A 13,866-nucleotide genomic window follows, 5' to 3' on the forward strand; every position below is an offset into this window, starting at 1 on the left:
CATTAACTAATGACTTTTGCTCCCCAATGAGGGTAATGCTTTCTAACTAACGCATTGAACTCTATTTCGAATTCTGAATGTTCAGAAGTAGATTTAGTTTCTTTGCCTGTAATTTCTTTACGGATCATACCAGCGCCAACTGTCACATTGGTCAGTCTGTCGATGATAATAAACGCACCCGTTGCGCGGTTGATACCATATGCATCAAATTGCACAGGCTCGTTGACTGCGAAGTTACAACTTCCCATCTCATTAAGAGCAAGTTGAGTTGCAGGAAAGACCTCTAAAGTATTGACATCAACACGGTGATTTACTGACTCAACATGGCCATAAACAGACTTACTGCCAACTTTAATAGCGTACTCTCTATCTACATGCAGTGCTTCTTCTGTCATCCAAACAACATCAGCTTCAAAATGACTAGCAGAAGACGTCAATTCATGCGGTCTAACTAACATATCACCACGACTAATATCGATTTCATCTTCTAAAGTGATAGTGATAGCCATGCCTGCTGTTGCTTTTTCAATGTCGCCATCAAAAGTTACAATCGACTTAACTTTACTTTCTTTTCCTGAAGGCAGCGTTTTAACCGTATCACCAACACGAATATCACCTGAAGCTATCGTTCCGCAAAAACCTCTGAAATCCAAGTTAGGTCTGTTAACGTACTGAACCTGCATTCTAAATGAATCTGATTTAGCTCTGTTGATTGATACTGTATTCAACAACTTCATCATTGTTGAACCAGGGTACCAAGGCATGTTGGCACTTTCGTTGACAACATTGTCACCTTTTAAGGCAGAAATAGGCACAAAGCGAACATCATCAAATTCGAGATTTTCGGCAAATTCACGATAATCTTTTTTGATATTTTGATAAACAGATTGCTCATAATCAACCGCATCCATTTTATTGATCGCGATAATGACATGCTTAATGCCTAGCTGCGAACAAATAAAACTGTGGCGACGAGTTTGAACTTGCACACCATGACGAGCATCAATCAAGATGATAGCTAAGTCAGCTGTAGACGCACCTGTCGCCATATTGCGAGTATATTGCTCATGACCAGGAGTATCGGCAATGATAAATTTACGTTGCTCTGTGGCAAAGTAGCGATAAGCAACATCAATAGTAATGCCTTGCTCACGCTCAGACTGTAAGCCATCAACTAACAAAGCTAAATCGAAAGAGTCATCTGTAGTATTAAAACGCTTTGAGTCCTTTTCAATAGCTGCCATCTGATCTTCAAAAATCATTTTACTATCAAAAAGAAGTCGACCGATTAAGGTAGATTTACCATCATCAACACTGCCACAGGTCAAAATGCGCAGCATGTCTTTATTTTCGTGTACTTTTAAATAAGCTTCGATATCAGAAGCGATAAGAGACGTACTATTAGACATCAATAATTCCTTAAATTTGTTCTATATTTTAAGCTTAATCTGCTTAAATTAAATTCAAGCCATCCTGAAGGTGGCACAAAGAGGGAAAAGTTTAGAAGTAACCTTCCATTTTTTTCTTCTCCATTGAACCAGCTGAATCATTATCAATAACTCGTCCCTGGCGTTCAGAAGTCGTACAAAGTAGCATTTCTTGAATAATTTCTGGTAAAGTTTGCGCTACAGAATCAACCGCACCCGTTAACGGATAACATCCTAACGTTCTAAAACGGACCATTTTATTTTCAGCAGTCTCGCCTTCTTTAAGCTCCATACGCTCATCATCAACCATGATTAACGTGCCATCACGTTCGACAACAGGACGCTCTTTGGCAAAATACAGTGAAGGAATTTCAATACCTTCTAGGTAGATATATTGCCAGATATCAAGTTCAGTCCAGTTTGACAGCGGGAAAACGCGGATACTTTCACCTTTATCAACTTTACTGTTATAAATATTCCATAACTCTGGGCGCTGATTTTTTGGATCCCAACGGTGTTTGCTATCGCGGAATGAATAAACACGCTCTTTAGCTCGAGACTTTTCTTCATCACGACGAGCACCACCAAAAGCAGCGTCAAAACCATGCATATCAAGAGCTTGTTTAAGGCCTTCCGTTTTCATAATATCGGTATGCTTTGCACTACCGTGAGTGAAAGGACTACAATTCATTTCCATACCGCGTGGGTTTTTATGGACAATTAAATCAAACCCATACTTTTCAGCCATTTGGTCTCTGAACTGGATCATTTCTTTGAACTTCCAGTTAGTATCGACATGCATTAATGGAAAAGGAATTTTCCCAGGGTAGAAGGCTTTACGAGCAAGATGTAAAAGAACAGATGAATCTTTACCTACGGAATAAAGCATGACTGGGTTATCAAATTCGGCAGCGACTTCACGCATAATGTGAATAGACTCTGCTTCCAGTGCTCTAAGGTGGGTTAATCTTTCTTCATTCATGGTATTTTATTATCCTAATTTAAATACTTTAATGCAGCGATAAATCACTTACTTCAAATTAAATTGTGTCGAGCTTAATAAATTCAATTCAGTCGTTATTTATAGAGGACTGAAACGTTACTAACGTTTGATAGAGAAGGATTTTATCACAAAAAATATGACGAATAATCCTAAACGTACTGAATCAGTTTTTTTTAGCAAAAAAAATGGTTATAACATTGATTTTTAATGATTAATATTTTTATATAACTTATAAAAAGTTATCCGTTCGAGACCAATTGTCTTTATAACAATTTCGCTTCCCTAGTAAACCGTCCATAATCCCTTGCATCATAAATAAACAACGTTGTTTTCTATGTTTCTGCATTATTGAGTTGAGGATAAATTTAACTGGCATCAACGAAATGCAGCGTACTTTCCAATACAAAGGAACATAAGGACGTCTGGATAAAATAAAAATGTTTCTAAACTGGTAATAAAGCCGGATTGGCGAACCAACACGATAAGTGACACCGACAAATTTACTTCTGGAGTCACCTAGTCGGTGTACCATTTCAACATGCTTTGCCCGAGCAACATTTAAGCCCTTGCTTTTGGCTCGCCAGCACCACTCATGATCGACACCATCAATAAAAAGGGACTCATCCTTATAGCCAACCTCGTCAAGTGCACCAAGATCAATTAACATACCTGAAGCAATAATCTGATTGACACCAACTAGCTCATCATAATCAAAAATATCTCTTTGGTATCTTGCTCTTTCACTTCGCTGTGTAAACGAACACTTAATACTCGGTCCAATAGCAGCTAAATCATGCTTCATTGCTCTAGAAGCTTGTAACAAACTGGTTAGCCTAAAAACCATATCTTCAGGAATAAGGCTATCTTGGTCCAATAACAACCCATATTCACAGCCTAAAGTAAGTAGCATTCTTAAGCCATGATTATGACCTCTTGCTATACCAACATTTTCAGGGAAGTGTTCATAATGATAGGAAGAGATTATTGATTCAAAGTTATGCTTTTCAGGGCTGTTATCAATAATAATGACATGTTCAACTTGGCTATAAACCCTTGTTAGTAAACGTTCTACCATACTAAAGTCAGGCTTATATACAACAATAATAGCGCCATTCATATCTAATCGTGGCCTATAAGCGTTTTCAGTAAAAACCTATCTATACGATAAGCCATTTTTATCACCCAAGCAGGCATCATCCTAAGAACTAATACTAGTCCTGCATAAAGATAATTTCTAATCGTTCTCTGATTAAGAACCTTCATAGCAGTTAAGCGTGCTCTAAACTCATTAAAAGAAAGTGCCTTTCCACGACGTTGATAAAAACTACCTAAGCGACGAAAGTTTAGTAAAGGCTCCCTCAAATTTGCAAACTTAAAACCAGCCCCTGCCAATGTGATCCAAAAAAAGTAATCTTCCGTATTTCTCATGTGCTGGATATACCGGTGACCTTGAGTGAAGATAGTATAACGCATCACTACAGTTGGGTGATTAATAGGGCATCTTCTAGATAAAGCTTTAACTAATGCAGTATGCTTTGTTGGCAAACATCGAACCCCGATTTGATTACCATTATCATCAATCTCCCAAAGAGCCGTTCCTAATACATCAACATCTGGATGTTTTTCCATTAAGGCCATTTGCTTTTCAAATCTGTGTTTTACACAAAAATCATCAGCGTCCATTCTAAAAAAATACTTTGGCTCAAACTGAAGTGTCCAATCGATGATAAAGTTCATAGAAGCACTTAGTCCTTGGTTTTTTAAACCATGAACTAACACGACTGTAGGATTAGCTTTTTCAACTTTATTCAAATAAAGAGATATTTCATCAGGGACGCTTCCATCCATAACAATAACGAATAAAGAAGCTTTTGAGCTCTGTAAAAGAACACTATCAACTGCTTGCTTTAACCAAGGTAGCTTATCTTTGGCATATACAGACATACCACAAACAGAAATTATTGAACTAGGTAAAGAGTGAGAAGACTGCACAACATACTGGTCATTAAACGACGTGACTTTGACCATTAAACACCACTCTGATTACGTAAAAATATTAAAATTAATGAGTTAAACTTTTATTACAACATAATACTTTTTAAAAGTGATACATACAAACAATAAAGTAAAAACAAGCCAATAAACCACTCCAAAAATCAAATGTTAAGAGTCATTTTAACTTCAGTAATTCATTATAAGTAGAATATTCATTTTTAAACAAAACCTTGAATAATTCTCTATTTTTGTTACAAAGAGAACTTACTCCAGCTGCTCTATTTAAAGTTAAGTTTGGGAGCTGCATTTTTAGTCGTTCTGCTAATTTATTGATATCTTCAGCATAGTGTTCTGTTCTACCAATAAAATCATAATTGTCATGGCTTAAGCCATTAGTGTAAAAACTATTACAGCCAAATTGTTTCTCAAAACGCGTTTCTTGAATCAAATGATTAAAAAGCAAATGCTTATCAGCAGCAAACCTTTTGTCGCATAGAAACTCATCTCGAATTATCTCAAATTGAACACTATTTTTAACATTGAGCCAATGATTAAAAAGCGACCAAGCACGCTCAGATGGTTCCCTCAACCAAATCATTTTCCTTGCATTTGGGTAAATAACATCCTGGTTTGGATGATACTTGAAGTGACCGTGTAATAGCTTTGCTGAAGGTGGACACCAAACACAGTTCCCTTTATTTAACTCACTAGCAAAAGTCTCTTTATATGCGTATTGAACTTTATTGAGCCCCATTCCTTTTTCTAATGCAAAGCGTAATGAGGTACCCGCTGTTTTAGGGATATGATAAGAGAGCCATTCCACATTGGGAAAAATTGCATTTTCATTAACCGTAACTTGATGTTGCTTCAAACGGTTTTCTAGAGCCAACCTACGGCTATCATTATACTTCGATGCAACGATGCGAACTAGCTTATTCAATGTAATTCCTTAATGGCGAAATTTTCTCGATTTTGCGTAAGGTTTGGATTATACGCAGGGTCCATATCAATGATATGACCCCAGCGTTGTTGCAAATAGGCTAACTCTTTATTAAACCTCAGTTGTTTATCAATCGTATCTTCAGCGCCTCTAGATACTGATTCATGATGATAAAGAACAGCCTCTGCACAATATAAATTGCGCTTACCAAGTTCAAGCACTTTCAGACAAAAATCGACATCATTGAATGCAATAGCTAAGTCTTGTTCATTTAAACCACCAACAGCCCAAAAGTCTTCTTTTGACACCAATAAACAGGCAGCAGTGACCGCACTGTAGTTTTGAGTAGCAATCAAGCGATTCATATATCCTTGGTGATCTGCAGGAAAGTATTTGTGCGCATGGCCTGCTCCGCCGCCATACCCCATCACGACACCCGCATGTTGAATTCTATTACTTGAATACAATAGTTTTGCTCCCACACAACCAATATCGCTGCGCATAACTTGCGAAACCATATCTGATAACCAATCTGCTGAGATCACTTCAATATCATTATTTACTAATGCTAAAACATCTCCTCGAGCATGCTTTGCCGCAAAATTATTAATCGCTGAATAATTAAACGGCTCTTTATATTCAAGGACTCGTATTTGGGGGTGTTCATCTAACGTTGAAAAGTAGCGTAAACAGTCATCATCATCAGAGCCATTATCGACTAATAAAATTTCATAATTAGAATAAGTTGTCTTTTGTAAAATCGAATCGATACAAGATTTAACAAGTTCCATTCCATTTCGCGTAGGAATAATCAGTGAGACTAGAGGGAGATTCTTCAATGGCCAGCGAAGGTGAAAAACTGCCTCCGTCGAATCGACTAACTCAGCATGTTTACTTAGTACTTCGCTTAAATAAGCACGCCCTTCATTCATACTAAGCTCAACTGTAGCGCGTGAAACTAACACTAAAGGTATATGTACTATATCTTTAATATTGTGACGTAAATACTGTTCACTTAAAAATCTAACGATACAAAAGGCATGTAATTCAGGAGAGGTATTTGAAAAAGTCCTCAGCGAACTTATCCAAACACCAGAACGTATATAGCCGTTGGTCAACTGTAAATCAGGGTTCCAATCAGGCTTAAAGTCAGGTTGTGTGCGTTTCGACTTATCAAGAGGCAAAATATCGGTGTCAACATAGGCAACTTTAGTGATTTGCAAGATATTAGCGGCTAAAGAATGCCCAAGTGACGATGATATAACATCACCAGAAAAAACTATAAAACATGGAGCTTCAAGCTGTTCAGAAGATAAAAATGCACTATTTAGTTCACTAATAAAATCGATAGAAAGTTCAGTAAAGCTGTTAGACACACTAGTTAACACCGACTGTATCTCAGAGCTTGACCAAACAATGATGTGCCCATAATGGCGACTGTCATTGATGCTATCTAAAGTACGCTTAAATAACTTTTCATCGGAGCTATCAACACAAATGACAATATTTAAAGGACTTAAACCCATATTTGCAGTCACATACTTTTGTAAACGCTTATCCTGAAAGGTTAAATACTTATCATATTGTTTCTGCGCTTCCGCAATTGTAGGTAACTGATATAAAATACCACTGTGATGAATGTTTTTGGTATACATCGCTAGCAAGTATGGAGAGTCTTTTAGAATATCAACCCACTTTTGGGGCAAACACTTCATAGCCAACTTAGCTAGGATAACAATCATCTTTCTAAACCACATTTACATTTCCCATCAAGCTGAAGCCCTTAACAATTTCCCATTAAACCGATACATCTTAACTATATTTCGAAGCTATATTAAGTTTATGTCTTAGAAGACTTACTATTAAAAAAGCGTTTCTTAGTACTTGATATTCTTTGCTTAATACTAGTTTTAGGTTTATCAACCAAATCTTCTTTACGACTCATCGCTTGATAATAAGCGTTTATTTTACGAATAATCAGAGGGCGTTTAGGGTCGATACTATAAGCGGTTTCAAAAAACTCATTGGCAAGCGAACCATGTCCACGTTGCTCAAGAAACAATCCTACTTCACGGCAAACATCAACTCTATTTTTCACTTTAGGACTAAGCAGCGTATTAGTTAACTGCTTATGTTGTTTGTATTTTTCATCGAAACTACGTCCGTTAGTTTCAACATTGAAAAGTGAATAAAAATCAGCACAAGGCAAAATATAGTTTTGATTGCTACAAACCTGTTGGTGTAAGTTACTTATTAACATTGGATTTATTTTTTCCACATGTTTTAAGACGCTCTCAAATCGTTTTAAGCTTACCGTTTGCTCTTTAAATGCTCGTTGGCTTAATGAAGACAATTCATCTCTAAAGTTATTAAGTTCAGGTAAACTGAATTTTTCAATAAAATTGTCCAATTGTTTTAACAAATCGATTTTATGCTTTTTATATTTTTCTGGCGGCATCAAGCTATAACTAAAGTCCCCTAATTCATAGGCTTGCAAGGCCAAATCTAGTTCAACAGAGTTACTTTTATCCAAGAAATAATTTGCATTTCTTTTAAACTCTAAGGCTTCAAGACTGTAAGAACTATTAATTTTAGTTGACTCAACCTCTAATGATTCAACACCTACCGCCTGCAGTAAATCTTGAATAATGTTACCTTTAAAAAATTCATTTTTTGAGTAAGGGCGAATTAAAACATTGATCTTTTCATCCCGCTCCAGTAAATCAGAAAGTACTGAAAAAACTTTAAAATTAACAGTTTCTGGCAAGCGGAACGGTTCAATGTTCTGCTGTCTTTTGACACTCTGATTATAATTAGATTCAATTAACTCAAGGGGATTTCTTAAGTAAAATACAAATTCAGCATCAGGAAAAACCTTGTAAAGCTCAACAACTCGGAGAAAAAAAAACTCAGATGAAAGGAGCAGTATATTTTCAGGATTATTACTAAACTCACGCTTTAAAGTCGCAACTTTCTCCGTATTTAAAACCAGCATCCCTGAGCTTAAGCGGTCGTAAATCGAGTATAAATTACCACTGCTGACATTATTAGAATCTAATTCATGCTCAGGGTAGTAAATGCCAGATGAGGATAAAACCTCTCGATGACTATTTAGCCAATGCTGAATGGCGGAGGTACCCGTTTTACCTGGGCCTGCATGGATATATATTTTTTTCATTTTTAACTCTGAAATACGTTCATTCTTTTAATAAAATCAATCTTTTCTCGAGTTTCAATAGGTGTTTTTCAATCAACTTACCACCAGGTCTATACTTTTGGGCCAACTTCATTAAGTTGTAAGATTTTGAAATATCAATACTTTCAAAGTACAAAGCTGAGTCTCTTATTAGATCTACATCTTTTCGACTTAGTGTTTTCGACCTGATTTTGAAAGAGTTATGTGCCTGAATCACATCATCCAACATTATATTTTTTAGGATTTTTTCAAGTGTTCCACTTTCTTCAAAAGGCGCAGTATAAATATCATTAATAACTTTAAAATACCGGCACTTAATGTACACTTTCGCGTTATTGATATATTTTTCTAAAGTGTAATCCCTATTAAAGCTGACTTTGCTATTGTTATAATCGTCTAGTTCTGCACTAGGGGGAGCATAATACATTCCACTTGTATTTAATAAGTACCCATCCCTATTATCTTTAAAAATTGATTTATTTGCTTTTTCACCTTTAGGCCTTCCTCTGCCTAGGAGAGAAATATACTCCATCTGGCTTCGGTACATTCGATGCACCACAAAAAATGGGTTCAAGTCCCCTGCTAGATACTCCTTACTAACTCGACCATTTTTCCTACCTTCAAAGATAAAATCGCTACCATCAGCTAATTTATATTTAGCACCCTGTGCATGAACATTATGAACATCAAGTTTTTCAACATCTAAAGCTAATGAAAAAATTGATTTTACAAACCGACCTTTACGACCGACTATTTTTTTTGAAAAAGCAGCACTAAATGACATTTCCTCACAATATTTAATAAACCACTCGAAACTGATAACATCAGACGGTATTAGTTTTAAACATTCATGTATTGATGTTTTGAAGTCCTTAGGGACCCAAAACTCATCAATATCTAGAAAAAGAATATGAGTGAATCCTTCTAACTTAGTGCTATTCATCGCTTCTAGATATGCCGATTCTTGAGGCTTCTCATGTGTACCATCGAAGTATTTATCAGCGTTTATGAATTTGACACTAGTTAATGGTTGGAGTAGCTCAGAAAGCTCTTCCGTATTATCGGTAGTATTATTGACATAAATATCTATGGCATCGAACCCAAAATACAAATGATGGAATATCCACTCAGGTAGATAGGCAGCTTCGTCTTTAGCGATTGCAACTAACTTAACTTTATAGTTCATACTTTATCCATTTTACTTCGCAATGTTAAAATCATATCCATTTGCAATGCTGTGAGATCTTCTAGTTTTTGTATCTTTTCATAGAGAGCTGCTGTTTCATCACTATTTTCTGTAAGAAGTTTTAATGACAGTACTTCATCGAACGGAATTTTAGGAAAGTAACGTTTAGCTAACAGTTCATTAGACTCTTGAAATTTGTCATATAACAATGAAGTCAGTTCTCTTGATAAGTCATGACGGTATTTGGTATTAAGTAGCTTATCCGAATTCGGGCAAAGCTCTGTAATATGCTCTTTGACTTTCTGGTCATGGATATCACTATAAACCTCATTAATTCTCGATAATGAATGGCACATTGCGCTACTCAAACCAGAATTACTATCTTGAATATCCATATTTAAATTGTTGACGTTTATTTGAGATCTACTACAAAAATCAAATAATAAATTCTCTTTTACTAGATATTTGCGGTTTAACGGAAATACTTTCACCATCTGTTCTGGGTAATACTTTCTTAAGTGCCTAGCAATAAAAAGGAAATCGCCAAACTTAGTTTTCGACATTTTCTTTATATAACTGTCTAAACTTTCACCCGCTTTATGGCCCCATTGCTGCCAAGCTGAAACAAATAAAGAGTCCTGTTTTCGAATATAATAAACGACTCGAACTGAAGAGAATTTTCGATTAAATAACTCGTGAATAGATTTAGTTTTCTCACTCGAAATTGCATTAATTAAATTTTCTGCAGAAATAATAACCCGGCGACAGCCTTGCTCTTCAGCAGTCGAAATTAATTGATCTAACTTAGTTTCTAACTCAGCAATGTTGACCTCACCAGATTGAATCTTTGCAAGGTAATCTCTAGGCGTTTGCGTTAACTGAAATTGATACTGCTTATTATTCGGGAAATTGAAATTTACATCAGGCAGAAAGATGCCTCTTTGACGGAATACTACCCTATTGTTATAAATAAAGTCTTGGATCGTGGTAGAACCACATTTTGAGTGACCCGGGTGTAGCACTAAATCAACCATTCTACTCACCTAAAAACGGAAAACGCCCGAACTGACTGACTAAAGGACCCCATTTGAGGATCTCTTGCTCATCTAATGACTTGCTCCCAGCAAAAGGATTATCCCAGCCAGCTGCATGCCATTTATCCAGAGGGTTTAAAATATGAAAGTTATTAAAACCAAAATCACCCGGTATTTGTGAATCTGCCACGGCATTATCACCAACGTGAATGAATGTTGCAGGTTGTGCTATCTCTTCTTTCAACCAAGCCCACATTGTGCCACTGTCTTTACGTAGACCTGATTCGCTTGACACAATCAAACGATAGCCATTGGCTACCCCTGCTTTTTTCAACATCATAGTGACTTGATGTTCAGTATAATAGGTATCTGAAATCACCATAACGTCTTTACCTGTTACAATGAAGTGATTGATAATATCTACCATTTCATTTTTAGGTTCGATCATGTCAAGATCATAAGCGAACTCTAATTGTGCATTTTCTTTAGCAAAATCATCGTTCCAACCCAGTGTTTCACCTAATTGTTGATAAGTTTCAAAAATGGTCACATCACCAACAAAGTTTTTCTGTTTACGCACTTCAAACTCGGCTTGATTACGTAAAGCAACAAACTCATGAGCATCTTTGACAACGTCGTCACTGACTAATTTTTTACCTAGTAAAAGCTTGGCATAGTCTGGTACAAAAAAGCGCCGCATGACCAAAGTATCAAATACATCGAAAGAAATAGTCTCAAATGGCTGTAACTGGTTTTTGATACCTTCAGCTCTGTTTACATAATTCGCTAATATATGTGATTGGTCATAAGTAAATTGACCAAGAGGAGGATAATAAAATAGCTGCTTATAGCCATTTTTTTCGGCCAATAAGCCGACACAGCGTTCGAGGGCATGTAATTCTGAACCGTCATTGGGTAAAGGTTCTTCAGGGAAGTCCTCATACTGGTAATTTACATCTAGCATCTGCTTTAATGCTGTAGGTCTCGCCCAAAACATTCCACCTGCTGGGTAGGCTAAAAAGTCAGAATTAATAGAGATATCCCATTGGTCAACCCACTTTTTTGTAAAAGGTTTGTTTTTTAACCAATGATTAACCCAATTTGGCATCATCCAAAACGAAGTTGGATAGTACATACCGCATTTAGGATCTGCAGCAAATTGATTTAACACTTGTTTAATGACATGTTTATCATTAAGTAAGTATTCACCTAAGTAATCAGCCCACTGCGTTTGCTCACGACCTGAATACAATGACTTTTTAGAGTGCAAATGACAAAATAAATCGTATTCAAGTAATGCTTGTGAAAACTCGACAAGCATAGGTCCAAAATTACGACCTCGGTTAGGGACGACCTTTATTGTGATCTTATTAACTGTGTCTAAGGCTGATAATTGCTGCTGAACAGAGTCGATAAACTTCTCATCACTGACACTAACAAACACATCAACATTGCTCGGAAAGTTGCTTAAGCACTGCGTGTAATAATCAACAAAATCTTGATAAAACACATGTAAACATATCGCGATTTTAAACTCTGTTACTTTATCATCTGCACTTATATGAATAGGCTTACTTGGACGCCATTTCGGCGCAGCTGGGACTGAATGTCGCCTTTCAGCAAGCCCTGAAGAGAGGTAATGAATCAGTGGGTTTTCACCAGAATGATACACATCAACATTGGCTTTAAAGTAAGTTTCAGTATCAAACGCCGGGCTTGGGTTTACATTCGAAAAAAACGATTTTTTTGCGAAGTCCTCAAACGCTTCAAGTTCGCAACTAAAAGATCTTCTTTGATAGTTGCTATACCATTGAAGGTCAAATAATCCATGACTCTTGGCTAACTGCAACATATTGCTTAGTTCTGCTTTGGTGTAGCTTTTCTTGGCCTTTATAGGCTTGTATGAACCAGTCTGAATAATATGTTCAAGCTTTTTAGCAACTTTCAATAAGGCAGCGTTCCCTTTTATAGTGGCTGCAACGCGCGGAAATTTATTATTAATAACATTTCTGTAATTCATTGTTTCAACCCAAAAAATTGTAAAGCGTCTACGGTTCCATTACCTGTTACATCATCATCAATGGCAAATAGATGATGACTAGATCTCGGGATCATATTGGGCTTTTCTAGGTATTGTGTGAGTAATTGTTCTACTTCGTCATGACTATATTCAATTGCATTTTTTGATGCTGTGCTCACAAATGAAACGGCGCCATTCATTATTTGCGTTAAGTCATGAAAATACTTTTGTGCATTAACTTTCCGGCCAAAGTAAAAATCATAATTATCTTCGTTTAGCTGATTAACACGAATATCCTGAAACTGTCCCTGAGGTGCAGTCAATATGGCCTCTAAAAACATTGAACGATCAAGAGGGGTGTATCCCTCGCCCATTTTTTTGCCTTCTTTGAGATAACCAATCATTTTAGCTTGCTGATTTTCGATCTCAATAACGCCAGGTTTCGAAGCAATCAGATAGTGTCCTATTGTTGGTTTATCAAGCAAGATAGTCATGAGTTTTTGAATCGTGCCGGAGTACCCCACATCAACAAAATTTATGGTTTCTAGTTCGAACATCCCAAGTTCAGCCAAATAAGCTAAATAAGCTTGTTTAGTCGGGGCTATAATTTGAGAAAGTTTGCTTTGCTGGCTCGTAAATAACCTTTCCACATCTGCAATATCACTGGGTAATGAAATGATTTTATTAAGTTCATTTTCAGTAAAAAATGATGTCACTGTCGCGTTGCTCAACATAAACCGTGTTCTAAGCAATTCTTTAACCGTGCCATCAAAACTGAAGTCTAATGAATACGCATAACTACGTGGATCATCTAGCATAACTTTAAACATAAATGCTCTAGACACGAGCAAATACTCACTGTTTGGAGTAATTTCTTGCGAGCTACAGTGCTCAGAATATGCCTGCTGAAGCCAATAACCTTCTCTCGCCAAAAAGAACAACTTGTCATTTTTTTGCTGAGAATAAGTCGCTAGCTTGTTGGAAAAAAAGCTTAATAAAGGACCTATAAAGGTTGCCCCAAAATGCGAATATTGCGGAATTTCAGGGTTTAACTCAGTACAATTT

At 36.5% G+C, this 13,866-nt stretch carries 11 protein-coding genes; all 11 read right to left on the reverse strand.

Translation table 11 applies throughout. The annotated features are described in order from the left end of the window. Nucleotides 1–2: 2 nt before the first annotated feature. The 11 genes from cysN to FNZ24_RS05475 all read right to left on the reverse strand — a co-directional run bounded on the left by cysN (nt 3) and on the right by FNZ24_RS05475 (nt 13,631). Complete coding sequence (gene cysN / locus FNZ24_RS05425; protein ID WP_153913445.1) at nt 3–1,409, reverse strand: sulfate adenylyltransferase subunit CysN; 1,407 nt, start codon at nt 1,407–1,409, stop codon at nt 3–5. A 91-nt stretch (nt 1,410–1,500) separates the two neighbouring features. Next, the gene (gene cysD, locus FNZ24_RS05430) at nt 1,501–2,409 is read right to left on the reverse strand and encodes a sulfate adenylyltransferase subunit CysD (RefSeq protein WP_153913446.1); all 909 of its coding nucleotides are present in this window, start codon (nt 2,407–2,409) and stop codon (nt 1,501–1,503) included. Nucleotides 2,410–2,659: 250 nt separating this feature from the next. After that, on the reverse strand, nt 2,660–3,547 hold the full coding sequence (locus FNZ24_RS05435) for a glycosyltransferase family 2 protein (protein WP_153913447.1): 888 nt from the start codon (nt 3,545–3,547) through the stop codon (nt 2,660–2,662). Nucleotides 3,548–3,549: 2 nt separating this feature from the next. Further along, nucleotides 3,550–4,458, reverse strand: a complete 909-nt coding sequence (locus tag FNZ24_RS05440) for a glycosyltransferase (protein WP_153913448.1) — start codon at nt 4,456–4,458, stop codon at nt 3,550–3,552. Nucleotides 4,459–4,600: 142 nt separating this feature from the next. After that, nucleotides 4,601–5,365: a sulfotransferase family 2 domain-containing protein gene (locus FNZ24_RS05445; RefSeq protein WP_194945001.1), complete on the reverse strand. Its 765-nt coding sequence runs from the start codon at nt 5,363–5,365 to the stop codon at nt 4,601–4,603. Next, nucleotides 5,362–7,122 carry a glycosyltransferase family 2 protein gene (locus FNZ24_RS05450; RefSeq protein WP_228768391.1) on the reverse strand — a complete coding sequence of 587 codons (1,761 nt, stop codon included), beginning with the start codon at nt 7,120–7,122 and terminating at the stop codon, nt 5,362–5,364. Before FNZ24_RS05450 ends, FNZ24_RS05445 begins: the two co-directional genes overlap by 4 nt. Before the next feature lie 83 nt (nt 7,123–7,205). Beyond that, entirely contained in the window at nt 7,206–8,543 is a 1,338-nt protein-coding gene (locus FNZ24_RS05455; RefSeq protein WP_153913450.1) for a hypothetical protein, read from the reverse strand. A 19-nt stretch (nt 8,544–8,562) separates the two neighbouring features. Then, complete coding sequence (locus FNZ24_RS05460; RefSeq protein ID WP_153913451.1) at nt 8,563–9,747, reverse strand: glycosyltransferase family 2 protein; 1,185 nt, start codon at nt 9,745–9,747, stop codon at nt 8,563–8,565. Continuing rightward, a complete protein-coding gene (locus FNZ24_RS05465; protein WP_153913452.1) occupies nt 9,744–10,781 on the reverse strand; it encodes a hypothetical protein in 1,038 nt (345 codons plus the stop codon). Before FNZ24_RS05465 ends, FNZ24_RS05460 begins: the two co-directional genes overlap by 4 nt. 1 nt (nt 10,782) lies before the next feature. Then, complete coding sequence (locus tag FNZ24_RS05470) at nt 10,783–12,801, reverse strand: rhamnan synthesis F family protein (RefSeq protein WP_153913453.1); 2,019 nt, start codon at nt 12,799–12,801, stop codon at nt 10,783–10,785. After that, complete coding sequence (locus tag FNZ24_RS05475) at nt 12,798–13,631, reverse strand: HAD family hydrolase (protein WP_228768392.1); 834 nt, start codon at nt 13,629–13,631, stop codon at nt 12,798–12,800. The genes FNZ24_RS05470 and FNZ24_RS05475 overlap by 4 nt, the downstream gene beginning before the upstream one ends. Between the last annotated feature and the right edge of the window lie 235 nt (nt 13,632–13,866).

Origin of the sequence: Shewanella sp. TC10 (assembly GCF_009663145.1) — a bacterium.
Classification (GTDB): Bacteria; Pseudomonadota; Gammaproteobacteria; order Enterobacterales; family Shewanellaceae; genus Shewanella.